Source organism: Microbacterium paludicola (assembly GCF_039529675.1).
GTDB classification, from domain to species: domain Bacteria; phylum Actinomycetota; class Actinomycetes; order Actinomycetales; family Microbacteriaceae; genus Microbacterium; species Microbacterium paludicola.
Genome location: NZ_BAAANG010000018.1, coordinates 78,282 through 101,386 on the forward strand (window position 1 = coordinate 78,282; position 23,105 = coordinate 101,386).

Annotated in this window: 20 protein-coding genes and 1 tRNA gene; 18 read left to right on the forward strand and 3 right to left on the reverse strand. The window is 70.1% G+C overall.

Annotated elements, in window-relative coordinates:
- The first annotated feature begins 1 nt into the window (after position 1).
- The 12 genes from ABD161_RS08730 (at position 2) to mmsB (ending at position 15,295) form a co-directional block, all read left to right on the forward strand.
- Positions 2 to 1,039 (forward strand): LacI family DNA-binding transcriptional regulator, encoded by a 1,038-nt coding sequence (locus ABD161_RS08730; protein WP_344001600.1) that lies wholly within the window; start codon positions 2 to 4, stop codon positions 1,037 to 1,039.
- A 127-nt stretch (positions 1,040 to 1,166) separates the two neighbouring features.
- Positions 1,167 to 2,783, forward strand: a complete 1,617-nt coding sequence (locus tag ABD161_RS08735) for a xylulokinase (RefSeq protein ID WP_344001602.1) — start codon at positions 1,167 to 1,169, stop codon at positions 2,781 to 2,783.
- Between the two features lie 103 nt (positions 2,784 to 2,886).
- Entirely contained in the window at positions 2,887 to 3,558 is a 672-nt protein-coding gene (locus ABD161_RS08740; RefSeq protein ID WP_228066555.1) for an L-ribulose-5-phosphate 4-epimerase, read from the forward strand.
- A 23-nt stretch (positions 3,559 to 3,581) separates the two neighbouring features.
- Entirely contained in the window at positions 3,582 to 5,093 is a 1,512-nt protein-coding gene (araA, locus tag ABD161_RS08745) for an L-arabinose isomerase (protein WP_135112741.1), read from the forward strand.
- Between the two features lie 112 nt (positions 5,094 to 5,205).
- Positions 5,206 to 6,213 carry a LacI family DNA-binding transcriptional regulator gene (locus ABD161_RS08750; RefSeq protein ID WP_344001605.1) on the forward strand — a complete coding sequence of 336 codons (1,008 nt, stop codon included), beginning with the start codon at positions 5,206 to 5,208 and terminating at the stop codon, positions 6,211 to 6,213.
- Between the two features lie 142 nt (positions 6,214 to 6,355).
- Positions 6,356 to 7,255, forward strand: a complete 900-nt coding sequence (locus ABD161_RS08755) for a carbohydrate ABC transporter permease (protein ID WP_344001607.1) — start codon at positions 6,356 to 6,358, stop codon at positions 7,253 to 7,255.
- Complete coding sequence (locus ABD161_RS08760; protein WP_344001609.1) at positions 7,252 to 8,136, forward strand: carbohydrate ABC transporter permease; 885 nt, start codon at positions 7,252 to 7,254, stop codon at positions 8,134 to 8,136. The genes ABD161_RS08755 and ABD161_RS08760 overlap by 4 nt, the downstream gene beginning before the upstream one ends.
- 45 nt (positions 8,137 to 8,181) lie before the next feature.
- Entirely contained in the window at positions 8,182 to 9,504 is a 1,323-nt protein-coding gene (locus ABD161_RS08765) for an ABC transporter substrate-binding protein (RefSeq protein WP_344001611.1), read from the forward strand.
- 76 nt (positions 9,505 to 9,580) lie between these two features.
- Positions 9,581 to 11,110: an arabinosylfuranosidase ArfA gene (gene arfA, locus ABD161_RS08770; RefSeq protein ID WP_344001613.1), complete on the forward strand. Its 1,530-nt coding sequence runs from the start codon at positions 9,581 to 9,583 to the stop codon at positions 11,108 to 11,110.
- A 150-nt stretch (positions 11,111 to 11,260) separates the two neighbouring features.
- The gene (gene chvE, locus ABD161_RS08775; RefSeq protein ID WP_344001615.1) at positions 11,261 to 12,433 is read left to right on the forward strand and encodes a multiple monosaccharide ABC transporter substrate-binding protein; all 1,173 of its coding nucleotides are present in this window, start codon (positions 11,261 to 11,263) and stop codon (positions 12,431 to 12,433) included.
- A 91-nt stretch (positions 12,434 to 12,524) separates the two neighbouring features.
- Positions 12,525 to 14,075, forward strand: a complete 1,551-nt coding sequence (gene mmsA, locus ABD161_RS08780; protein ID WP_344001617.1) for a multiple monosaccharide ABC transporter ATP-binding protein — start codon at positions 12,525 to 12,527, stop codon at positions 14,073 to 14,075.
- On the forward strand, positions 14,072 to 15,295 hold the full coding sequence (gene mmsB / locus ABD161_RS08785) for a multiple monosaccharide ABC transporter permease (protein WP_344001619.1): 1,224 nt from the start codon (positions 14,072 to 14,074) through the stop codon (positions 15,293 to 15,295). The genes mmsA and mmsB overlap by 4 nt, the downstream gene beginning before the upstream one ends.
- A 68-nt stretch (positions 15,296 to 15,363) precedes the next feature.
- Here the strand turns inward: mmsB and ABD161_RS08790 are convergent, their stop codons facing one another.
- Both ABD161_RS08790 and ABD161_RS08795 read right to left on the reverse strand, forming a co-directional pair.
- A complete protein-coding gene (locus tag ABD161_RS08790) occupies positions 15,364 to 16,152 on the reverse strand; it encodes an SDR family NAD(P)-dependent oxidoreductase (RefSeq protein WP_344001620.1) in 789 nt (262 codons plus the stop codon).
- A 137-nt stretch (positions 16,153 to 16,289) separates the two neighbouring features.
- A complete protein-coding gene (locus tag ABD161_RS08795; RefSeq protein ID WP_344001621.1) occupies positions 16,290 to 17,930 on the reverse strand; it encodes an ABC-F family ATP-binding cassette domain-containing protein in 1,641 nt (546 codons plus the stop codon).
- Between the two features lie 230 nt (positions 17,931 to 18,160).
- Here ABD161_RS08795 and ABD161_RS08800 point away from each other — a divergent pair.
- Positions 18,161 to 18,233: transfer RNA gene (locus tag ABD161_RS08800), tRNA-Met, on the forward strand.
- Between the two features lie 22 nt (positions 18,234 to 18,255).
- Here ABD161_RS08800 and phnF read toward each other — a convergent pair.
- The gene (gene phnF / locus ABD161_RS08805; protein ID WP_344001623.1) at positions 18,256 to 19,005 is read right to left on the reverse strand and encodes a phosphonate metabolism transcriptional regulator PhnF; all 750 of its coding nucleotides are present in this window, start codon (positions 19,003 to 19,005) and stop codon (positions 18,256 to 18,258) included.
- A gap of 144 nt (positions 19,006 to 19,149) precedes the next feature.
- On the opposite strand from phnF, the gene phnG reads away from it, so the two are divergent.
- Genes phnG through phnK form a run of 5 tightly spaced genes read left to right on the forward strand, consistent with a single transcriptional unit; the run spans position 19,150 to position 23,104 of the window.
- Entirely contained in the window at positions 19,150 to 19,635 is a 486-nt protein-coding gene (gene phnG / locus ABD161_RS08810) for a phosphonate C-P lyase system protein PhnG (RefSeq protein WP_344001626.1), read from the forward strand.
- Positions 19,632 to 20,321: a phosphonate C-P lyase system protein PhnH gene (gene phnH, locus ABD161_RS08815; RefSeq protein WP_344001628.1), complete on the forward strand. Its 690-nt coding sequence runs from the start codon at positions 19,632 to 19,634 to the stop codon at positions 20,319 to 20,321. The genes phnG and phnH overlap by 4 nt, the downstream gene beginning before the upstream one ends.
- Positions 20,321 to 21,457, forward strand: a complete 1,137-nt coding sequence (locus ABD161_RS08820) for a carbon-phosphorus lyase complex subunit (RefSeq protein WP_344001630.1) — start codon at positions 20,321 to 20,323, stop codon at positions 21,455 to 21,457. The genes phnH and ABD161_RS08820 overlap by 1 nt, the downstream gene beginning before the upstream one ends.
- Positions 21,450 to 22,331 (forward strand): alpha-D-ribose 1-methylphosphonate 5-phosphate C-P-lyase PhnJ, encoded by an 882-nt coding sequence (locus ABD161_RS08825; RefSeq protein ID WP_344001631.1) that lies wholly within the window; start codon positions 21,450 to 21,452, stop codon positions 22,329 to 22,331. The genes ABD161_RS08820 and ABD161_RS08825 overlap by 8 nt, the downstream gene beginning before the upstream one ends.
- Positions 22,328 to 23,104, forward strand: a complete 777-nt coding sequence (gene phnK, locus ABD161_RS08830; RefSeq protein ID WP_344001633.1) for a phosphonate C-P lyase system protein PhnK — start codon at positions 22,328 to 22,330, stop codon at positions 23,102 to 23,104. Before ABD161_RS08825 ends, phnK begins: the two co-directional genes overlap by 4 nt.
- The last annotated feature ends 1 nt before the right edge of the window (position 23,105 follow it).

A 23,105-nucleotide genomic window follows, 5' to 3' on the forward strand; every position in this document is an offset into this window, starting at 1 on the left:
CATGCGAGGTACCCGCCCGCCGTCGATGGCGGATGTCGCCGAGCGCGCGGGCGTCTCGCACCAGACGGTGTCGCGGGTGCTGAACGGGCACGCCTACGTCCGCCCCGACACGCGCGACCGGGTGCAGGCCGCCATCGACGCGCTCGGCTACCGGCGCAATCAGGCCGCGAGGGCCCTCGTCACGGCGCGCACCGCGACGATCGGTGTGCTGACGGCCGGTACGACGCACTACGGGCCGACGAGCACGGTGCTGGCGATCGAGGCCGCCGCGCGGGCCGAGGGCTACTACATCTCGGTCGGATCGCTCTCCGGGGCGGGATCGGCGCGTCCCGTGTTCGAGCAGCTGATGAGCCAGGGTGTCGACGGCGTCGTCGTCGTCGCGCCGCTCGACGAGGTGGCCCACCTCATGGACGACGTGGCCCCCGCGGTGCCGGTCGTCGTGGTGGCGGCCCGGCCCGACATCCCCGAGGAGTCGCCCATCCGATATGTGGCGGTGGATCAGGTCGGCGGCGCGATGCTCGCGACCGAGCACCTGCTGGGTCTCGGCCACGAGCGCATCGTCCACGTCGCCGGTCCCGACGGGTGGTACGACGCGGCACAGCGCGCCGAAGGGCACCGGCGGCTGCTCGCAGAGCGGGGCCTCGAGCCGCAGCTCGTCGCCGCCGGGGGATGGTCGGCGAAGCGCGGATACGACGCGGGCATGCGACTCGCCGCCGACCTGCGCACGGCGGGCGGCCCCACCGCGGTCTTCGCCGCGAACGACTACCTCGCCATGGGTCTGCTCCGGGCGTTCTGGGAGCGCGGCGTCCGCGTGCCCGAGGACGTCTCGCTGGTGGGCTTCGACGACATCGACGGCAGCGGGTTCCTCGTGCCGGCCCTCACAACGGTGCGTCAGCCGTTCGCCGCCGTGGGGGAGGCCGCGATCCATGCGCTGCTCGACCACTGGTCGGAGGACCCCTCGCAGGACGCCGGCGGGCTCGTCGCCCTGATCGCCCCCGAGCTCGTCGTCCGCGACAGCACCGGCGCACCGCGCGCCTGAACCTGCGGGGCCGATGCGACTTGCCCACAGCAGATATGTGAGCGCTAACATATACTCGATCCGCGGCGGACCTGCCGCGAGGACGATCGAGGAGCGGGCGGCGCTGCCCAGGGAACGGAGCACTGCGATGACGCATGCGGAGACGGACACGGCGATCGCCGACGACATCCGGGCGGGGCGCACGGCGCTCGGCATCGAGCTCGGCTCGACCCGCATCAAGGCGTGCCTGATCGCCCTCGACGACACGACCGTCGCCGCCGGATCCCATGCCTGGGAGAACGAGCTCGTCGACGGCTTGTGGACGTACTCGCTCGACGCGGTGCACGACGGCCTGCGCTCGGCGTTCGCCGAGCTCGTCTCCGATGCGGAGGAGCGCCACGGCGTGCGGCCCGCGACGGTCGGCTCGATCGGCGTGTCGGCGATGATGCACGGCTACCTCGCGTTCGACGACGCCGGCGAGCTGCTCGTGCCGTTCCGCACCTGGCGCAACGTCAACACCGCGCGGGCGGCGGGCGAGCTGTCCGAGGCGCTCGGCGTCAACATCCCGCTGCGGTGGTCGGTCGCGCACCTGCACCAGGCGGTCCTGGATCGCGAGGCCCACGTCGCGCGGATCGCGCACGTCACGACCCTGGCCGGCTACGTCCACGAGCAGCTCACCGGGCGCCGGGTGCTCGGGGTGGGAGACGCCTCCGGGATGTTCCCGATCGATCCCGCGACGGGCGGCTACGACGAGGCGCTCCTGCGGATCGCGGACGAGCGGATCGCGGCCGCGGGGGCCGAGCGCATCCGGCTGTCCGACGTGCTCCCCGCCGTGCTGCCGGCCGGAGCGGACGCCGGTCGTCTGACCGCCGCGGGCGCCGCGCTGCTCGACCCGACCGGCACGCTGCAGCCGGGAGCGGAGTTCTGCCCGCCCGAGGGCGACGCCGGAACCGGCATGGTGGCGACGAACGCCGTCACTCCGCGCACCGGCAACGTCAGCGCCGGCACCAGCATCTTCGCGATGGTCGTGCTCGAGAAGGCGCTCTCGCGCGCCCACGCCGACATCGACATCGTGACAACACCCGCGGGCGATCCGGTCGCCATGGTCCACTGCAACAACGGCGCGAGCGAGCTCGGCTCGTGGGCCGACCTGTTCGGCGAGTTCGCGGCCGCGATCGGATCGTCCGCATCGAGCGACGATGTGTTCGCCGCCCTCCTCGCCGGCGCGCTCGAGGAGGGCGTCGACGACGGCCTGCTCGCGTACAACCACCTGTCGGGCGAGCCGATCGCCGAGCTGCCGGAGGGCCGGCCGCTGTTCGTCCGCACGCCGGGCTCGCGCCTCACCCTGGGCGGCTTCATGCGCGCGCAGCTGCGAGCGGTGTTCGCCACCCTCGCGCTGGGGATGCGCACGCTGGCCGAGGAGGACGTGGCGATCGACGCGATGTTCGCGCACGGCGGCCTCTTCCGCACCGCGGGCGTCGCGCAGCGACTGCTCGCCGCCGCCCTCGGCGCTCCGGTCGTCGTGGGAGACACCGCCGGCGAGGGCGGAGCCTGGGGCATGGCAGTGCTCGCCGCGTACCGCCGCGCGGTGGCCGAGGGAGACGAGCGCGACCTCGCCGCCTGGCTCGACGCCGAGGTCTTCGCCGGCGCCGAGACCACGACCGCGGAGCCGACTCCGGCCGAGATCGCCGACCACGCCCGCTACCTCGAGCGATGGAGCGCCGGGCTCGCTGCCGAGCGCGCCGCCATCGACGCCGTCCGCTGATCCGGACCGCCCGACCCGACCCTGCTCTGAAGGAGAACTGATGCGTCGCACTGAGCGACCGAAGGGAGTCGAAGTGACCGAGCCCGCCGCCATCCCCGCCGAGATGCGGGCCGCCGTCGAGCAGGCGCGCGAGCGCGTCGCCGCCCTGCACGCCGAGCTGCCGCGCTGGGAGCTCGTGGTCTGGACCGCGGGCAACGTGTCCGAGCGCGTGCCCGGCGTCGACGGGCATCCCGATCTGCTCGTCATCAAGCCCTCGGGCGTCTCGTACGACGACCTCGACGCCGCGGCGATCGTCGTGTGCGACCTCGACGGCAACCTGGTCGAGGGAACGCGCAACCCGTCGTCCGACACCGCCGCCCACGCGTACGTCTACCGCCACATGCCCGAGGTCGGGGGAGTGGTGCACACGCACTCGACCTACGCCACGGCGTGGGCGGCGCGCGGGGAGGAGATCCCCTGCGTGCTCACCATGATGGGCGACGAGTTCGGCGGTCCGATCCCCGTCGGCCCGTTCGCGATCATCGGGGACGACTCGATCGGCCGGGGCATCGTCGAGACGCTGAAGGACCACCGCAGCTCGGCGGTCCTGATGCAGAACCACGGGCCCTTCACGATCGGCCGCGACGCGAAGTCGGCCGTCAAGGCCGCCGTCCTGCTCGAGGAGGTCGCCCGCACGGTGCACATCTCGCGCCAGCTGGGCGACCCGCTGCCCATCCCGCAGCAGGCGATCGACTCCCTCTACGACCGCTACCAGAACGTCTACGGCCAGCGCTGACGCCGGCCCCGAAAGGAACACGAATGAGCAAGCCCTACGCGGACCGCGAGATCTGGTTCTTCACCGGCAGCCAGGATCTCTACGGCGAGGACACACTGCGCCAGGTCGCCGAGCAGTCGCAGGAGGTCGCCCGCGCGCTGGACGCGTCGGCCGACGTGCCGGCGACGATCGTGTGGAAGCCTGTGCTGAAGGACTCCGCGTCGATCCGCCGCGCGATGCTCGACGCGAACGCCGACGGCCGCGTCCTCGGCGTGATCACGTGGATGCACACCTTCAGCCCCGCGAAGATGTGGATCGCCGGCCTTGACGCGCTGCGCAAGCCGCTGCTGCACCTTCACACGCAGGCGAACGTCGAGCTTCCGTGGGACAGCATCGACTTCGACTTCATGAACCTCAATCAGGCCGCGCACGGCGACCGCGAGTACGCCTACCTCGCCACGCGCCTGGGCGTCGCGCGCACCACGGTCGTCGGCCACGTCTCGAACCCCGCCGTCCAGCGCCGCGTGGGCACCTGGATCCGCGGGGCCGCGGGCTGGGCCGCCACGCACGAGCTGAAGCTCGTGCGCTTCGGCGACAACATGCGCAACGTCGCGGTCACGGAGGGCGACAAGACCGAAGCCGAGCTGCGCTTCGGCGTCTCGGTCAACACCTACGGCGTGAACGACCTGGTGGCAGCGGTCGCAGCGGTCGCCGAGGAGGACATCGACGCGCTCGTCGCCGAGTACGAGGACCTCTACGACGTCGTTCCCGAACTGCGACGCGGGGGAGAGCGCCACGAGTCGCTCCGCTACGCCGCGAGCCAGGAGATCGCGCTCGAGACGTTCCTCGGCGAGGTCGGCGCCAAGGCGTTCACGACCAACTTCGAGGACCTCGGCGACCTCCGTCAGCTGCCGGGTATCGCCGTGCAGCGCCTGATGTCCAAGGGCTACGGCTTCGGCGCCGAGGGCGACTGGAAGACCGCCGTGCTCGTGCGGGCGGCGAAGGTCATGGGCGAGGGGCTGCCCGGCGGCGCGTCGCTCATGGAGGACTACACCTACGACCTCACGCCCGGGGCCGAGCTGATCCTCGGCGCGCACATGCTCGAGATCTGCCCGTCGCTGACGACCTCGAAGCCGAAGGTCGAGATCCACCCGCTCGGCATCGGCGGCAAGGAGGACCCGGTGCGCATGGTGTTCGACGCCGACGCCACCGAGGGCGCCGTCGTCGTCTCGCTCGCCGACATGCGCGACCGCTTCCGTCTCACGGCCAACGTCGTCGACGTCGTCGCCCCGCCCGCGCCGCTGCCGCACCTGCCGGTCGCGCGCGCGGTGTGGCAGCCGCGCCCGTCGTTCGAGGTGTCGGCCGAGGCGTGGCTGACCGCGGGCGGCGCGCACCACACGGTGCTGTCCACCGCGGCGGGCGTCGAGGCGTTCGAGGTGTTCGCCGACATCGCGCGCTGCGAGCTGCTCGTGATCGACGAGTCCACCACGCGCCGCGGCTTCGCCGACCAGGTGCGCTGGAACGCGGCGTACCACCGCCTCGCCCAGGGGCTCTGAGCGGCGCCGGCGGCGCGGCCCCGATGAGGCGGGGCCGCGCCGCCGTGCTCGCGGCGTGTGAATAGAATGCGCTGGAGCGCCGCGCCCGCGGCGCGCACGAAGGCGAGGACGCATGTCGGTGACGATGCGCGATGTCGCGGATCGTGCCGGGGTCTCGGTGAAGACCGTCTCGAACGTCGTGAACGGGTTCGTGCACATCCGGCCCGAGACGCGCGGACGCGTGGAGACCGCGATCGCCGAGCTCGGCTATCGCGTGAACGTCGCCGGGCGCAACCTCCGCCGAGGCCGCACGGGGATGATCGGCCTCGCCATCCCGGAGTTGCGGAACCCGTACTTCGCGGAACTCGCCGACACCTTCATGCGGGCGGCCGAGGCGCGTGACCTCGTGCTCCTGATCGAGCACACCGGCCCTGCCGGCGAGCACGAGCTCGACGCACTGCGCAGCGCCCGGCGTCAGCTGACCGACGGGCTGCTGTTCTCGCCGATGACGATGGACCCCGCCGATCTGTCGCCCTTCGACGACCTCGACTACCCCCTCGTCATGCTCGGCGAGCGGGTGTTCGGTGCCCCGGTGGACCACGTGACGATGAACAACCGCGAGGCGGCGAGGGCTGCCACGCTGCACCTGGTCGAGCGCGGCTGCCGGCACATCGCCGTGCTCGGCGCGCACGAGGGCGAGCGGATGGGTTCGGCCGCTCTGCGCTTCGAGGGCTACCTCGCCGGCCTCGCGGATGCCGGACAGCTGCACGATCCGCGGCTCGTGGGCGAGGCAGGACGCTGGCGCAGATCCACGGGCGCAGCCGCGATGGCGCGCGTGCTCGACTCGGGAGCGCCCGTCGACGGCGTGTTCGCGATGAACGACGCGCTCGCCCTCGGTGCGCTCCACGAGCTCCACGAGCGCGGTATCTCCGTTCCGCACGACGTCGCCGTCGTCGGCTTCGACGACATCGAGGAGGGGCGCTATTCGGCGCCGACCCTGAGCTCGATCGCGCCCGGCCGTGAGCAGACCGCCCGCGTCGCCGTCGACCTGCTGATCGAGAGGATCGCGGGGGAGACGCGCCCGCCGCGGCTCGTCGTGGCCGACTTCGAGGTCGTGCCGCGGGGGTCGACCGCGCGCTGATCGCGCCCGCCCTCGCGTGGGGGATCGCCGGTTTCCGAACCCGCGGGGAAATCCTCTTGCGACTTCCTCTTGCGCGCCGGTTTACATCGATGTAAAAAGGACGCGGTGACATCGTCGTCACCCCCGCACCGAGGAAGGCGCGATGAAGCGACTGCTGTACTCGAAGAAGGCCGCACCGTATCTGTTCGTGCTGCCGTTCGTCATCACCCTGCTTGTCTTCTGGGCCGTGCCGATCGCCCGGTCGTTCATGATGAGCTTCCAGGAGCTCCTCTACGGCCAGGCGAACTTCATCGGGCTGAAGAACTACGAGCGGATGGTCGGCGACCGCGTGTTCTGGCAGGCGGTCGGCAACAGCTTCCGCTACATGGTGCTGACGCTCGTCCTGCTCATCCCGATCCCCCTGGTGCTCGCGGCGATCCTCAACTCGAAGATCGGCAGCGAGCGCGTCAAGAACTTCTTCAAGGCGTCGCTGTTCGTGCCGGCGCTCACGTCGCTCGTCGTCGCGGGTCTCGTCTTCCGGCTCATGTTCTCCGAGAGCGACTCGGCGATGATCAACCAGATCCTCGACTTCTTCGGCTTCGGCCCCGTGCGGTGGCTGCGCGAGGACGTCCCGGGCCTCATCGTGCTCCTTGTGCTCGCGGTCTGGCGCTGGACGGGCGTCAACACGATGTACTTCCTCGCCGGGATGCAGGCGATCCCGCGCGAGTACTACGAGGCCGCGGCGATCGACGGCGCGGGACGCATCCAGCAGTTCTTCCACATCACCGTGCCGAACCTCAAGCCCACGATCGTGTACGTCATCACGATCAGCATCTACGGCGGCCTGGCGATGTTCACCGAGAGCTTCATGCTCTACGGCGGCAACCAATCGCCGAACAATCAGGGCCTCACGATCATCGGATACCTCTACCGCCAGGGCATCCAGCAGAACGACATGGGCTTCGCCTCCGCGGTCGGAGTCGTGCTCCTCCTCGTCGTCCTGATCATCAACATCACGCAGCTCACGATGGTGGGCACGTTCCGGAAGGAGACGGCGCGATGACCGAGACGCGCGCGAACATCACGGTCATCGACGAGAAGCGGGCGCTGCCGCCGGCCCTTCGCTGGGCGAGCGCGATCCAGGCGGCGTTCCTGATCCTGATCGCCGTCATCGCCCTCATCCCGATCATCGCGATCTTTCTGGGCACGTTCCAGGACGGCGGATCGCTCATCCGGAGCGGCGTGAGCTTCGCGATCGACTTCCTCTCGTTCGACCTCGACAGCTATCGGATCCTCTTCACCGAGTCGGGCGACTACTTCCGCTGGTTCTGGAACAGCCTGTGGCTGACCGCCGTGCAGGTGGTGCTGACGCTGCTCGTCAGCTCGTTCGTCTCGTACGGGATCGCGATGTACGAGTTCCGCGGCAAGCGGATCGTGTTCATCGCCGTCCTGATCGTGATGACCGTGCCGTTCGAGATGCTGATGCTGCCGCTGTACATGCAGGTCAACGACTTCGAGCTGGCCGACACCTTCGTCGTGATCTTCCTGCCGTTCCTGGCGCACGCGATGACGATCTTCTTCTTCCGCCAGTACTTCCTCGGGGTGCCCTACGAGATCGTCGAAGCGGGTCGCGTCGACGGCGTCACGGAGTTCGGGATCTTCTTCCGCCTCGTGCTCCCCATCGCGAAGCCGGCCATCGCGGCGATGGCGATCCTGAACGGGATGATGTGCTGGAACAACTTCCTGTGGCCGCTGCTGGTGCTTCGCAGCTCGGACAAGTTCGTCCTGCCTATCGGACTGAACACCCTGCTGACGCCGCACGGCAACAACTACGACCTGCTGATCGTCGGAGCGTTCTTCTCGCTCGTGCCGATCCTCCTGCTCTTCCTCGCATTCCAGCGCTACTTCATCGAGGGCATGACCGCCGGCGCGGTCAAGGGCTGACACGTTCGTTTCCTCTCACACACAGCACGATCGAAGGAGATCATGATGAACCGACGAAGGATCATCCCGATGGCCGCGGTGCTCGCGCTCGCGACCGGCGCGTTGGCGGGATGCAGCGGCGGCGAAGCGGCCGCACCCGAAGTGAACGAGGACGGCTCGACCGTCGTCGACATGTGGGTGTTCGCCGACGTCCACGCGGCCTACTACGAGGCGATGGCCGAGGCCTGGAACGCCGAGAACCCCGACCGCGCCATCGACCTCAAGATCACGGTCTACCCGTACGAGGAGATGCACAACAACCTGCAGCTCGCGCTGAACGCGGGCGAGGGTCTTCCCGACGTCGTCGACATCGAGGTGAACAAGTTCGCGAACTTCGTGCGCGGCGAGAACCCGCCGCTCGGCGACCTCACCGAGGTCGCCGAGCCCTATGTCGAGGACATCGTCCAGGCCCGCCTCGACCTGTACTCCAAGGACGGCTCGATCTACGCGTTCCCCACGCACGTCGGGGCGTTCGTCGCGTTCTACAACACCGAGCTGCTCGAGGGCGCCGGAATCGACTACACGACGATCGAGACGTGGGACGACTTCAGCGCGGCGGGCCAGACCTACAACGAGGCCACCGGCAAGGCCTTCGGCATCGCCGAGACCGCGGTGACGTTCGTCGAGCCGCTCATCACCGCGCAGCTCGGCGGCGAGTGGATGGACGGCGACACTCCGCAGGTCGACAGCCCCGAGGCGGTCGAGACCATCTCGATGCTCCAGGAGATGAAGGACGCCGGCGCCATCTCGACGATCCCCGGCGGCAGCCCGGACGACGAGCAGGCCTACGGAGCCATCAACAGCGGCGACTACGCGGCCGTGGTCTATCCGGCCTGGTACACCTCGCGGTTCGTCGACTACATGCCCGACCTCGCCGGCAAGATCGCGATCGCCCCGGCGCCGGTCCCCGAGAACGCGGCCGTGCAGACGATCGGCGGCGGCGGCACGGGCACGGCAGTGATCGGCTCCTCGCCGGTCGCCGACATCGCCGCCGACTGGCTGGCGTTCGCGAAGCTCTCGCCCGAGGCCAACGTGGCCGTCTGGGAGGAGCTCGGCTTCGACCCGGTGAACATGTCGGTGTGGGAGGACGAGGCCGTCACCCACAACCCCGACAACAAGTTCAACAAGTACTTCCAGACCAACCTGTTCGACGTCCTCAACGAGGTCAAGGACGGGATCGGACACTGGGAGTCGTTCTCGTCGCCGAACTGGCCCTCGGTCGACAACCTGTTCCGCACCGTGACCCTCAACGAGGCGTTCGAGAACGGCGTGCCGGCGCAGGAGGTCCTCGAGCAGGCGCAGACCGACCTCGAGAACGAACTGGGCTGATCCGCCGCTCTCTCTGTCGGGGGCGTCGCCGACGGCGGCGCCCCCGATCTCTTCCCGCACGTCGAAAGGAACCTTCATGCTGACCGCTTCCGTCACGGTCGATCCCGCCTTCACCGTCGGCCCCGTCCGGCCGCGCACCTTCGGCTCGTTCGTCGAGCACCTGGGGCGCTGCGTCTACACGGGCATCCACGAGCCCGGTCACTCCACGGCCGACGCCGACGGCTTCCGCGGCGACGTGCTCGAGCTCACCCGTGAGCTCGGTGTCACGACCGTGCGCTATCCCGGCGGCAACTTCGTCTCGGGGTACCGCTGGGAGGACGGCATCGGCCCCGTCGACCAGCGGCCGCGCCGGCTCGACCTCGCGTGGCACTCGACCGAGCCCAACTGGGTCGGCGTCGACGAGTTCGTGCGGTGGTGCCGCTCGGCGGGCGTCGAGCCGATGATGGCGGTCAACCTCGGCACCCGCGGCGTGCAGGATGCGCTCGATCTGCTCGAGTACTGCAACGGAACGTCCGACACGCACTTCGCGAACCTGCGCCGAGCGAACGGCACGGAGCAGCCGCACGGCATCCGGATGTGGTGCCTCGGCAACGAGATGGACGGGCCGTGGCAGATCGGCCACAAGACCGCCGAGGAGTACGGCCGCCTCGCGGCCGAGACCGCACGGGCGATGCGGATGGTCGACCCCGACCTCGAGCTGGTCGCCTGCGGCTCGTCGTCATCGGTGATGCCGACCTTCGGCTCCTGGGAGCACACGGTGCTCACGGAGGCCTACGAGCACGTCGACTTCGTCTCGGCCCACGTCTACTACTACGAGGAGGACGGCGATCTCGGATCCTTCCTCGCCTCGGCCGTGAACATGGACCACTTCATCGAGTCGGTGGTCGCGACCGCCGACGCCGTGCGCGCGGCGGGCAAGCACGACAAGCGGATCGCCATCTCGTTCGACGAGTGGAACGTCTGGTACCAGAAGCGCGCCGAGTCGAAGACGCCGGAGGGCGACGACTGGCCCGTCGCGCCCGTCCTGCTCGAGGACAAGTACAACGTCGCCGACGCGGTCGTCGTGGGCAACCTGCTGATCTCGCTGCTGCGTCACACCGACCGGGTGCACGCGGCCTCGCAGGCGCAGCTCGTCAACGTCATCGCGCCGATCATGACGGAGCCGGGCGGTCGCACCTGGCGCCAGACGATCTTCCACCCGTTCGCCCTCACCGCGCGCCACGCGAAGGGAAGCGTGCTGCGGGTGGCCCTCGAGACGCCGACCTACGACACCGCGAAGTACGGCGAGGCGGGCGTGGTCGACGCGGTGGCCACGCACGACGCCGAGAGGGGCGAGGTCGTTGTGCTCGTCGTGAACCGCTCGACGAGCGACGAGGTCGCCCTCGAGGTCGGGCTTCGCGGCCTCGGCGGCATGCGGTTCGTGGAGGCGCTGACCCTCTCGCACCCGGATCACACCTGGGCGGCCACCGCGGATGACGCCGACACCGTGCTGCCGCAGCCGAACGAATCGGCGGGGCTCGAGGGGGAGCGGCTGTCGGTCACGCTGCCGCCCGTGTCGTGGTCGATCCTGCGTCTCGCCCCCGAGGAGGGTGCCTCTCAGGACTGAAATCCGCCGTCGACATCCCGGCTCCTTGCCTCCGCGCGGGGAGCCGGGATGTATCGTGCCTCGTGTGAACGTGCACATTCCGTATGTGAGCGCTAACATATAACCACCCCGTGTGCCCTGACCCGGATCTCGAAGAGGAGAGGCACAGCAATGAAGCGAACCGCACGGACCCGTCTCGGTCTGAAGTTCATCACCACCACGGGCGCGATCGCCCTCGCCGTCGGCCTGGCGGGCTGCGCCAGCGGCTCCACCGCCCCCGCGGGCGACGGCGGCAGCGGAGAGGCCGCGGACGACCTCACGGTCGGCGTCGCCATGCCGACCGAGACGTCGGAGCGCTGGATCAACGACGGCCAGGCCGTCAAGTCGCAGCTCGAGGAGGCCGGCTACGGCGTCGACCTGCAGTACGCGAACGACGACATCCCCACGCAGCAGCAGCAGATCGAGCAGATGGTCACCAAGGGTGCCGACATCCTGATCATCGCGTCGATCGACGGCACCGCGCTGGCCAGCCAGCTCGAGGCCGCGGCCGCCAAGGGCATCCCGGTCATCGCCTACGACCGCCTGATCAACGGCACCGAGAACGTCGACTTCTACGTCACCTTCGACAACTACGAGGTCGGCGTGCAGCAGGCCACCTCGCTGCTCCAGGCCCTCGGCTACATGGACGCCGAGGGCAAGGACACGGGCCTCAAGGACAAGAAGATCATCGAGCTGTTCGCCGGTTCGCCCGACGACAACAACACGGCCTTCTTCTTCAACGGCGCGATGGACACCCTGAAGCCCTTCCTCGAGGACGGCCGCCTCACGGTCGGCTCGGGTCAGACCTCGATGGACCAGGTCGCCACGCTCCGCTGGGACGGCGCGACCGCCCAGAAGCGCATGGAGGACCTGCTCACCTCGACGTACGGCGGCGGCTCGAAGCCGCTTCACGGCGTGCTCGCCCCCTACGACGGCATCTCGCGCGGCATCATCACGGCCCTGCAGAACGCGGGCTACGGCGAGAACATCGAGGCCGGTCTGCCCATCGTCTCGGGCCAGGACGCCGAGATCGCCTCGGTGAAGCTGATCAACGACGGCGTGCAGTTCGCGACGATCTTCAAGGACACGCGCAAGCTCGCCACTGAGGCCGTCAAGGCGGCCGAGGCCTACGCCGAGGGCGGCGATCCCGAGGCGAACGACACCGAGACGTACGACAACGGCGTCAAGGTCGTTCCCTCGTACCCGCTCGAGTCGGACATCGTGGTGGCCGACAACATCCAGTCGCTGCTCATCGACTCGGAGTACTGGACGGCCGAAGAGGTCGCCGCAGGCGTCGCGGAGTAATCCGCACGATCCTCTCCGGCGGTGTCCGCCGGGCCGCGACCTCGTCGCGCCCGGCGGACCCCGCCGCCGAACCCACTCGAAGGGACGGACGATGACTGACGCGATCCTCGAGATGCGTGGCATCACCAAGGATTTCCCCGGCGTCAAGGTGCTCAAGGGCGTGAACCTGAGCGTCGCGCGCGGCGAGATCCACGCGATCTGCGGCGAGAACGGCGCCGGCAAGTCGACGCTCATGAAGGTGCTGTCGGGCGTGTACCCGCACGGCAGCTACGGCGGAGACATCCTGTTCGACGGCGAGAAGGTGTCCTTCTTGACGATCCGCGACTCGGAGCACCGCGGCATCGTGATCATCCACCAGGAGCTCGCCCTGGTGCCTCACCTGTCGGTGGCCGAGAACATCTTCCTCGGCAACGAGCGCGTGCGCGGGGGACTGATCGACTGGAACCAGGCGAACCACGAGGCGGCCGACTACATGGCGCGCGTGGGCCTGAACGAGAACCCGACGACCCCCGTCGGCGAGCTCGGCGTCGGCAAGCAGCAGCTGATCGAGATCGCGAAGGCGATGACGAAGGACGTCAAGCTGCTCATCCTCGACGAGCCCACCGCCGCCCTGAACGACACCGACTCCGAGCACCTGCTCGGGCTGCTGCGCGAGCTGCGCGATCAGGGGATCACCTGCATCATCATCAGCCACAAGCTCGGCGAGATCGAGGCGGTCGCCGACTCGACGACGATCATCCGCGACGGCGAGTCGATCGAGACGATCGACATGCACGGACCGGATGCCACACAGGACCGGATCATCCGGGGAATGGTGGGGCGCTCGCTCGACCACCGTTTCCCCGAGCGAACGCGGCAGATCGGCGAGGAGATCTTCCGCGTCGAGAACTGGAGCGTTCGCCACCCCACGCAGGCAGACCGCATGGTCGTGGACGACGCGTCCATCTCGGTCAAGGCGGGGGAGATCGTGGGCATCGCCGGTCTTATGGGCGCCGGCCGCACCGAGTTCATGATGAGCCTGTTCGGCCAGTCGTACGGCCGCGACATCTCGGGCCACGTCTACCTGCACGGCAAGAAGATCCGCACCCGCACGGTGCAGGAGGCGATCCGCAACGGCATCGCGTACGTGTCCGAGGACCGCAAGCACTACGGGCTGAACCTCATCTCCGACATCCGGACGAACATCACCGCCGCCGCTCTCGACAAGCTCACCAACTGGGCCTCGTTCGTCAACGGCAACGAGGAGATCAAGGTCTCCGAGGACTACCGCGGGGCGATGAACATCAAGACCCCGACCGTCATGCAGACGGTCGGCAACCTCTCCGGCGGCAACCAGCAGAAGGTCGTGCTGTCGAAGTGGCTGTACTCCGACCCGGAGGTGCTCATCCTCGATGAGCCCACCCGCGGCATCGACGTCGGTGCCAAGTACGAGATCTACGAGATCATCAACCAGCTCGCCGCCCAGGGGAAGGCGATCATCGTCGTCTCCAGCGAGCTGCCCGAGCTGCTCGGCATGTGCGACCGGATCTACACCCTCGCTTACGGACGGATCACCGGTCAGCTGCCCGTCGCGGAGGCGACGCAGGAGAACCTGATGAGCCTCATGACCATCGAGAAGAACCAGAAGGAGGCCGCGGCGTGAGTAACGTGCTGGCTGAGACCAAAGACCTGTTCACGCGCAACCTCCGCACGTCCGGGATCTACATCGCGTTCGTCGCGATCGTGGTGCTGTTCACGGTGCTGACCGACGGACTGCTGCTGAACCCCGAGATCGTCACGAACCTCGTCCTGCAGAACGCGCACATCCTGATCATGGCGCTCGGCATGATCATGATCATCGTCGCCGGCCACATCGACCTGTCGGTGGGATCCGTGCTCGCATTCGCCTCGGCGGTGTCGGCCGTGCTCGTGATCAGGCAGGGGATGCCCTGGTGGGTCGGCCTTCTCGCGGCGGTGCTCGTCGGCGTGCTCATCGGCGCATGGCACGGCTTCTGGGTCGCCTACGTCGGCATCCCGGCGTTCATCGTGACGCTCGCGGGCATGCTGCTGTTCCGCGGCCTGACGCTCGTGGTGCTGCAGAACGTGTCGCTGTCGCCGTTCCCCGCCGACTACAAGACGATCGCCACCGACTTCTCGCGGGGCCTGTTCGGCGAGATCGTCGTCAGCCAGGGCGAGGGCCTCAAGGCCGTCCCGGTCACGGTCGACGTGTTCACGCTGGTGATCGGCGTGCTCGCCGTCGGCGCGTTCATCCTGTCGCAGGTGCGCAGCCGCCGCGCTCGCGTGGGCTACAACCAGAAGGTCGAATCGAACGTCCTGTTCATCCTGAAGCTCGTTGTGGTCGCCGTGGTCGTCATGGCGTTCGCGTGGGCCCTGGCCTACAACCGCGGCTTCCCGTACGTCCTCATCGTGCTCGGTGTGCTCGTGCTGGTGTACCAGCTGGTCACCAACCGCACGGTGTTCGGCCGTCACGTCTACGCCGTGGGCGGCAACCTCGCCGCCGCGCAGCTGTCGGGTGTGAACGTCGCCCGCGTGAACTTCTGGCTGTTCGTGCACATGGGCCTGCTGACCGGCATCGCCGCGGCGGTGTTCTCGGGTCGCTCCAACGGCGCGCAGCCGAACATGGGCAACAGCTTCGAGCTCGACGTGATCGCGGCCTGCTTCATCGGCGGCGCCTCGACCACCGGCGGCATCGGCCGCGTGACCGGCGCCCTCGTCGGTGGTCTCGTGATGGCCGTGATGTCGAACGGCATGTCGCTCATGGGTGTCCCGCAGTCGCTGCAGCCGATCGTCAAGGGCCTCGTGCTCCTGATCGCCGTCGCGTTCGACATCTACAACAAGCGTCGCGCCGGCGCCGCGCGCTGATCCGCGTCGCCTGACAGCGAACGGGCCGCTCTCCTCGGGGAGCGGCCCGTTCGTCGTCCGGGGGAGGATCAGGGCAGGATCGCGTCCACGTAGCCCCCGTCGACGCGCACGGCGGCGCCGGTGGTCGCCGAGGCCAGGGGCGAGGCGAGGTACGCGACCATGTTCGCGATCTCCTGCGGCTCGATCAGGCGCTGCAGCAGCGACTGCGGGCGGTGGGTGCGCATGAACTCGCGCTGCGCCTCCTGCCACGGCAGGCTCTCGTCGACGAGCTCGTAGACGAAGGTCTCGACGCCGCCGGTGTGCGTGGGGCCCGCGATGACCGAGTTGACCGTCACCCCGGTGCCCGCGGCGTCCTTCGCGAAGCCGCGCGAGACGGCCAGCAGGGCGGTCTTCGACATGCCGTAGTGGATCATCTCGGCGGGGATCACGATCGCCGAGTCGCTGGCGATGTTCTGGATCCGCCCCCACCCGCGCGCCTTCATGCCGGGCAGGGTCGCGCGGATCAGGCGCACCGCCGCGAGCACATTCACCTCGAAGTAGCGGCGCCACTCGTCGTCGTCGATCTCGAGCGGCGCCTCGGCGCCGAAGATCCCGAGGTTGTTGATGAGGATGTCGACGTCGCCCGTCGCGGAGAGCACCGCGTCGGCGCCGCCGGGCTGCGTGACGTCGCCGGGGGCCGCGATCAGCTCGCGACCCGGTGCCGCGAGGTCGGCGATCGTCGCCTCGACCTTGTCCGCCGTGCGCCCGTTGATGGCCACGCGCGCCCCCGCGTCCGCGAGGGTCGCCGCGATCGCCCGCCCGATGCCCTGCGTCGAGCCCGTGACCAGTGCCGTCCTGCCGCTCAGATCGATCTGCATGGTGAGGGGAACCGGCGCGCCCGTGCGGGCATTCCGGATCCGGATCGCGCGCGGTTCGCGAGGGGATCCCGGGTTGTCAGGGTCGGATCGCGGATCCTCGTCCTGAGTTCGCGGGATCCCCTCCCGTCACGGGGCGATCAGTCGCCGAGCTCGGCGTGCTGGGCCAGCGTGCCTCCCGGCTCGACGCCGATGACGACGTCGATCCCGAGCCGGCGCAGGAACGTGTGGTCGTGGCTCACGATCAGCAGCGCGCCTCGGTAGGACTCGAGGGCCTCGGCGAGCTGCTCGACGCTTGTGATGTCGAGGTTGTTCGTCGGCTCGTCGAGGATCAGCAGCTGCGCGGGCGGATCGGCGAACAGCAGCTTCGCGAGGGCCACGCGGAACCGCTCGCCGCCGGACAGCGTGCCGACCGGGCGGTCGAGCGCGCTGCCGCGCAGCAGCAGCCGGGCGAGCTGGTTGCGCAGCTCGCCCGGGGCGCTGGCCGGTGCGGCGTCGCGGGCGTTGTCCACGGCCGACCGGGCGTCGTCGAGGTCGTCGAGCCGCTGACGCAGGTAGCCCACGCGCTCGGTCAGCAGGCGTCCGCCGACCCGGCCCGGCTCGGGATCGGCGCCGGAGACGAGCTGCTCGAGCAGGGTCGTCTTCCCGGCGCCGTTCGGGCCGACGAGGGCGACGCGCTCCGGCCCCTGGATCGTGATGATCCGCGATCCGTCGGTCAGCTCGGCGATCCGGCGCCCGCGGGGCACATCGGGGTCGGGGAGCGTCAGGTGGATGTGCTCCTCCTCGCGGATGCGGGCATCGGCCGCGTCGACCGCGGCCTGGGCCTCGGTCACGCGGTCGTCGAGGGTGCCGCGCATCTTGCCCGCCGTCCCCTCGGCGCGGTTCTTGCGGCCGTTGGCGAGGATCTTCGGCATGTTCTCGGCCGACTTCTTCCCCGCACGGGCCCGGGCGGCGAGCTTCGCCTCGGCCTCGATGCGCTCGCGCTTCTCGACCTTCAGCTGCGCCTGCGCGGTGCGGGCCGCCTGCGCGGCGGCGTTCTGCTCCTGGTCGATGTGCGCCCGGAACGCGCTGTAGCCGCCGCCGAACACCTCGAGCCGCGCGCCGCGGTCGCGTGCGGCCTGGCCGAGGCCGGACGAGCGCAGCTCGGCCGTGTGCTCCATGCGGTCGAGCAGCTCGAGGTCGTGGCTGACGATGATCAGCGTCCCCGGCCAGTCCTCGATGAGCCCCGCCAGGCGCTGCCGTGTCGGGCGGTCGAGGTTGTTGGTCGGCTCGTCGAGCAGGGTGATCGGCGTGCGGCGCAGGCGCAGACCGGTGATGGCGATGAGCATCGCCTCGCCGCCGGACAGCTCGCCGACCCGGCGATCCAGATCCCGCGCGCCGAACCCGATCTCGGACAGCGCGAGGTCGGCGCGGGACTCGATGTCCCAGTCGTCGCCGACGGCGTCGAAGTGCACCACGTCGACGTCACCGGATTCGATCGCGCGCAGGCCGGTGAGGATCGGGGCGATGCCGAGCAGGTCGGCGACCGTCGTCTCTCGGTCGAGGGTGAGCGTCTGCGGCAGGTAGCCGACGTCGCCGGCGGTGTCGATGCGTCCGGTCGTGGGCGTGTGCAGGCCGGCGATGAGCTTCAGCAGCGTCGATTTGCCGACGCCGTTGCGGCCGACGAGGCCGGCGCGCCCGGCGGGGAACGTGCCGCTCAGCGAGTCGAGGGCGACGGATCCGTCCGGCCACTCGAAGGAGACATCGAGCAGGGTGACGGCAGAGGAGGGGGACAGAGCCATGTCAGGGAGACCTTTCGGGGCGAAGTGAAAAGAGCACGCACCCGATGACTCCGGGTGCCGGCTTAGTTCCTGTCGACCTCGATCTCCATGTCGTCCACGGTATCAGCGGGTCACGGGCATCCGGAAACCCGGGCGTGTCGCGGCGTCGCCCGTCGCGTGTGACGACGCGTGACGTCACGCCTCGTCACACGGGGCCGCGGTGTCGGAGGCCGCACGTAGCGTGGGGGCATCGCGGCGGTCCGGGTGGTCCCGGGGCACGGCTCATACCCGGTGCTGCTGCAGGTTCGACTCCTGCCGTCGCGTCTGATCTCGGCCGTGCGCTCGGTCAACGGCCGTTCGGCGCGGTGTGCTCGATGTCCAGCCGGACGCGCTGGGCGGCGAAGCGGGCGACGCTGAACTGCAGGGGAGTGCCGTCGACGAGCGCGTCGAGCGACTCGGTCACCAGCACGATGGCGCCGGGGTCGAGCTGCAGCAGCGCCGCCTCGGCCGCCGTGGCGTGGCGCGCCGCGACCGCGGTCGAGACGCGGATGTAGTCGTCGACGCCGCTGGCGCGCAGCGCGGCCGTGATCGACGAGGTCCGGTGCAGGCGGGAGGCGATGTCGGGCAGGCGCGCGGCGTCGAACCAGTGCGTGCCGAGGGCGAGCGGCTGGCCGTCGACCGCGCGCAGCGTCTCGACGCGCACGCCGCGGCCGTCGGCGATCCCGAGCCGGTCGGCGACCGCCGGGGGAGCCGCCTCCGTGGCGCTCTCGAGCACGCGCCCCGTGGGCGAGCTGCGGTCGCCGAGGCTCGTCGTCAGCCGGGTGCGCATGCCGATCCGGTGCCGGTGGACCGCGCCGCCGGTGACGAAGGTGCCCGATCCGCGGCGTGATTCGACGAGTCCGTCGCCCGCGAGGGCGGCGATCGCCTGGCGCGCGGTGTGGCGGTTCACGGCGAAGCGCTCGGCGAGCGCGGCCTCCGTGGGGAGCTTGTCGCCCTCGCGCAGGCGCCCCTCGCCGATGTCGGCGCGCAGCTCCTCGGCGATGAGCCGCCATGCCGAGTAGCCCGTCGCCTGACGGCCGGCCGCGGTGTCGGTCATGATGCCCCTGCCCTGTTCATCCGGAGTTCACGGGATCGTGGCCGGCGCGTTCCGCATCGCCCACCTGCCGCTTCACATCTCGAGCGTAGCGTCTGGGTTGTCTAGAGAGATAGACAACTTCTCGGAAACAGAGGTGAGTGGCAGATGTTGACGCACGACGCAGCCCAGGAGCGTCGCCGCACGGCGCGGGTCCTGGCGAACGCGCCGCAGGCCGACCTGGAGCGGCTCTGGAAGGCATGGCCGGATCGGCCCGAGGCGCGGTACCTGCGGGGGCCGGAGGCCGGGCTCGTTATGGTGCAGGGGCGCGTCGGCGGCACCGGCGACCGCTTCAACGTGGGCGAGGCGACGGTCTCCCGCGCCACCGTCGTGGTGCGCGCGGAGGGCGGCGAGACCACCGGCACGGCGTACGTGCTGGGCAGCCACCCGGAGCACGCGGGCATCGCCGCGATCTTCGAGGCCCTGTTGGCCGGCGAGGCGCGCGATCGGGTGCTCGCCGACGTCATCGAGCCGCTGGAGGCCGCGCAGGCAGAGCGCGATGCCCTCGCACAGGCGCAGGCGCGCAGCACCGTCGTCGACTTCTTCACCGTCGCCCGCGAGAACAGCGGGCCCGACGAGGAGGACGACGAATGACCGCCGCGACGCCGAACCGCGAGCTCACCGCCGCCGACGCCCTCGCCGGCGACGTGCTGAGCGGCGGCGGACAGCAGCCGGGATTCTCCCAGCCCGTCCACGACGCGCAGCGTGTGTTCCGCGCGGTGCTCGAGGCGCTCGGCCGCCCGACCCTGCTCCAGGCCCTCCCGCGCGTGGTCGTGCCGCCGGCGCCGCTCGGCGCCGCCGCGGGCGCGATCCTCCTCGCCCTCTGCGACGACCAGACCCCGATCTGGCTCGACAAGGCCCTGCGGGCCTCGGCCGACGTCGTGTCGTGGCTGCGTTTCCACACCGGCGCCCGCATCGTCGACGAGGCGCGTGACGCGCAGTTCGTCGTGGCCTGCTCGCCGTCGGCCGCGCCGCCCCTCGCCGACCTCGCGGCCGGCACCGACGAGGAGCCGCACCGGTCGGCGACCGTCGTGATCGACACAACCGGCGCGCGGGGGACCGGATCCTTCACCGTCACCGGTCCCGGCGTCGACGGCGAGGCCCTGTGGGACGGCGCGGGGCTGCCGGGTCGGTTCCTCGCGCCCTGGGCGCAGAACCACGCGCTCTTCCCGCGCGGCGTGGACCTGATCCTCGCATCGAGCGACCCGCACGGCGACACCGTCCGCGGTCTGCCGCGCAGCACCCGCCTCGACGGCACCGAGAACCGGAGCGTGAACTGATGTACGTCGCAGTCAAGGGTGGCGAGAAGGCCATCGCGAACGCCCACGCCCTGCTGGCGAAGCGCGGTCGGGGAGATGCGGAGACCGAGCGGATCGGCTACGAGCAGCTCCGCGACCAGATGGGTGTGCTCATCGCGCGCGTGATGGCGGAGGGGTCGCTCTACGATCCTGATCTCGCGGCCAAGGCGCTGCTGCAGTCTCAGGGCGACGTGCTCGAGGCGGTCACGCTGATGCGCTCGTACCGCACCACGCTGCCGCGGTTCGGGGTGACCCCGGCCGTCGACACGGCCGGTCTGCCGTCCGAGCGCCGGGTCTCGGCGACCTTCAAGGACATCCCGGGCGGACAGCAGCTCGGCGCCACGTTCGACTACACCCACCGCCTGCTCGCCGACGAGCTCACCACCCCGGAGGTCCCGGTGTCCGACGCCGGCGACGCGCCCCCGGCGGCGGCGGGGGGCTCGGCGATGCCGCGCGTCACCGACCTGCTGGGCGTCGACGCGCTCATCGAACCGGATCGGCCAGAGGACTGGAGCGATCCGGATCCGGCCGACCTCACCCGCGAGCCCACCGTGTACCCGATGACCCGCGCCGAGCGCCTCCAGGCCCTGGGGCGCGGCGACGAGGGGTTCCTGCTCGCCCTCGGCTACTCGACGCAGCGCGGGTTCGGCAACAACCACCCGTTCGTCGGCGAGGTGCGCGTCGGCGAGGTCGAGGTCGAGTTCGATGCGCCGGAGCTCGGGATCACCATCCCGATCGGGCGGATCGAGGTCACCGAATGCCAGATGGTGAACCAGTTCGTGGGCAGCGCCGACCGCGCGCCGCAGTTCACCCGCGGATACGGGCTGGTGTTCGGCCGCGCCGAGCGCAAGGCGATGTCGATGTCGCTCGTGGACCGCGCCCTGCGTGCCGACGAGTTCTCGGAGCGCCGAGTCTCGCCCGCGCAGGACGAGGAGTTCGTCATCAGCCACGCCGACAACGTCCAGGCCACCGGCTTCGTCGAGCACCTGAAGCTTCCGCACTACGTCGACTTCCAGGGCGAGCTGGTGCTCATCCGGCAGCTGCACCGCGAGTTCCAGGAGCGCGTCGCCGCGACGCAGGCGGCCCGCGCCACCGAGAAGGAGGATCGTTATGCCTGAGCCCCGCATCGTCTACAACGAGGGGTACCTCGACGAGCAGACCAAGCGGGTCATCCGCCGCGCGCTGCTGAAGGCCATCGCCGTCCCCGGGTTCCAGGTGCCGTTCGCCTCGCGCGAGGTGCCCATGCCGCGCGGCTGGGGGACCGGCGGCGTGCAGGTCACGGCCGCGGTCATCGGGCAGTCCGACACGCTGAAGGTCATCGACCAAGGCGCGGACGACACGACCAACGCGGTGTCGATCCGCCAGTTCTTCGAGAAGGTCGCGGGCAGCCGCCCGACGACCCGCACGGATCTCGCCACGGTGATCCAGACCCGCCACCGCATCCCCGAGACGCCGCTGGTGGAGGGGCAGATCATGGTCTACCAGGTGCCGATCCCCGAGCCGCTGAGGTTCCTCGAGCCGCGCGAGACCGAGACGCGTCGCCTGCACGCCCTCGAGGAGTACGGCCTGATGTACGTCAAGCTCTACGAGGACATCTCGCGCTACGGCCACATCGCCAAGACCTACGACTATCCCGTGCTCGTCGGCGGCCGGTACGTGATGGCGCCCTCTCCGATCCCGAGCTTCGACAACCCGAAGCTGCATCAGAGCCCCGCCATGCACCTCTTCGGGGCTGGCCGGGAGAAGCGCATCTACGCCGTGCCGGCCTACACCGACGTCGAGAGCCTCGGGTTCGAGGACTTCCCCTTCGAGCCGCAGCGGTTCGAGACCCCGTGCGAGGTCTGCGGCGCCGAGGGCGTCTACCTCGACGAGATCGTGATGGACGACCGGGGAACCGTTATGTACGCGTGCTCCGACACCGATCACTGCGAGCGCCGGGTGGCCGAACGGGGCCCCGTGCGGCCCGCCGAGAACAAGGAGGTCCGGGCATGAGCGGATCGCTTCCCCTGCTGAGCGTCGCGAACGCCGGTCACGCATACGGGGCCACCTTCGGCTGCCGCGGCGTCGACTTCGACCTGTGGCCCGGCGAGGTGCTGGCCATCGTCGGCGAATCGGGGTCGGGCAAGTCGACGCTGCTGGGCCTGCTCTCGCAGCGGCTGTCGGTCGACGAGGGCGAGATCCGCTACCGCCAGGGGGAGGATCTCGTCGACCTGACCGCGCTGTCGGAGCGCGACGTGCGCCGCCTGTGGCGCACCGAGTGGGGCTTCGTGCACCAGCACGCGGTCGACGGGCTGCGGATGCACGTGTCGGCCGGGGGCAACATCGGCGAGCCGCTGATGGCCAACGGCGCGCGCCACTTCGGCGACATCCGCCGACAGGCCGAGGAATGGCTGGCCCGCGTGGAGATCCCGCTCGACCGCATCGACGACGCGCCCGCCACCTTCTCCGGCGGCATGCGTCAGCGCCTGCAGATCGCCCGCAACCTCGTCTTCGGGCCCCGCCTCGTCTTCATGGACGAGCCGACCTCCGGCCTCGACGTCTCGGTGCAGGCCCGCCTGCTCGACCTGATCCGATCCCTGGTCGCCGACCTCGGGCTCTCGGTCATCATCGTCACCCACGACCTCGCCGTCGCGCGTCTCATCTCGCACCGCACCCTGGTGATGAAGGACGGCGCCGTGATCGAGTCGGGTCTGACGGATCGGGTGCTCGACGATCCGCAGGCCGCCTACACCCAGCTGCTCGTCTCCTCGATCCTCCAGGGCTGAT

Excerpts from the sequence above, each read along its gene's own strand:
- ABD161_RS08730 (WP_344001600.1), top strand. The coding sequence starts at position 2 with ATGCGAGGTACCCGCCCGCCGTCGATGGCGGATGTCGCCGAGCGCGCG.
- ABD161_RS08735 (WP_344001602.1), top strand. The coding sequence starts at position 1,167 with ATGACGCATGCGGAGACGGACACGGCGATCGCCGACGACATCCGGGCG.
- ABD161_RS08740 (WP_228066555.1), top strand. The coding sequence starts at position 2,887 with ATGCGGGCCGCCGTCGAGCAGGCGCGCGAGCGCGTCGCCGCCCTGCAC.
- araA (WP_135112741.1), top strand. The coding sequence starts at position 3,582 with ATGAGCAAGCCCTACGCGGACCGCGAGATCTGGTTCTTCACCGGCAGC.
- ABD161_RS08750 (WP_344001605.1), top strand. The coding sequence starts at position 5,206 with ATGTCGGTGACGATGCGCGATGTCGCGGATCGTGCCGGGGTCTCGGTG.
- ABD161_RS08755 (WP_344001607.1), top strand. The coding sequence starts at position 6,356 with ATGAAGCGACTGCTGTACTCGAAGAAGGCCGCACCGTATCTGTTCGTG.
- ABD161_RS08760 (WP_344001609.1), top strand. The coding sequence starts at position 7,252 with ATGACCGAGACGCGCGCGAACATCACGGTCATCGACGAGAAGCGGGCG.
- ABD161_RS08765 (WP_344001611.1), top strand. The coding sequence starts at position 8,182 with ATGAACCGACGAAGGATCATCCCGATGGCCGCGGTGCTCGCGCTCGCG.
- arfA (WP_344001613.1), top strand. The coding sequence starts at position 9,581 with ATGCTGACCGCTTCCGTCACGGTCGATCCCGCCTTCACCGTCGGCCCC.
- chvE (WP_344001615.1), top strand. The coding sequence starts at position 11,261 with ATGAAGCGAACCGCACGGACCCGTCTCGGTCTGAAGTTCATCACCACC.
- mmsA (WP_344001617.1), top strand. The coding sequence starts at position 12,525 with ATGACTGACGCGATCCTCGAGATGCGTGGCATCACCAAGGATTTCCCC.
- ABD161_RS08790 (WP_344001620.1), bottom strand. The coding sequence starts at position 16,152 with ATGCAGATCGATCTGAGCGGCAGGACGGCACTGGTCACGGGCTCGACG.
- ABD161_RS08795 (WP_344001621.1), bottom strand. The coding sequence starts at position 17,930 with ATGGCTCTGTCCCCCTCCTCTGCCGTCACCCTGCTCGATGTCTCCTTC.
- phnF (WP_344001623.1), bottom strand. The coding sequence starts at position 19,005 with ATGACCGACACCGCGGCCGGCCGTCAGGCGACGGGCTACTCGGCATGG.
- phnG (WP_344001626.1), top strand. The coding sequence starts at position 19,150 with ATGTTGACGCACGACGCAGCCCAGGAGCGTCGCCGCACGGCGCGGGTC.
- phnH (WP_344001628.1), top strand. The coding sequence starts at position 19,632 with ATGACCGCCGCGACGCCGAACCGCGAGCTCACCGCCGCCGACGCCCTC.
- ABD161_RS08820 (WP_344001630.1), top strand. The coding sequence starts at position 20,321 with ATGTACGTCGCAGTCAAGGGTGGCGAGAAGGCCATCGCGAACGCCCAC.
- ABD161_RS08825 (WP_344001631.1), top strand. The coding sequence starts at position 21,450 with ATGCCTGAGCCCCGCATCGTCTACAACGAGGGGTACCTCGACGAGCAG.
- phnK (WP_344001633.1), top strand. The coding sequence starts at position 22,328 with ATGAGCGGATCGCTTCCCCTGCTGAGCGTCGCGAACGCCGGTCACGCA.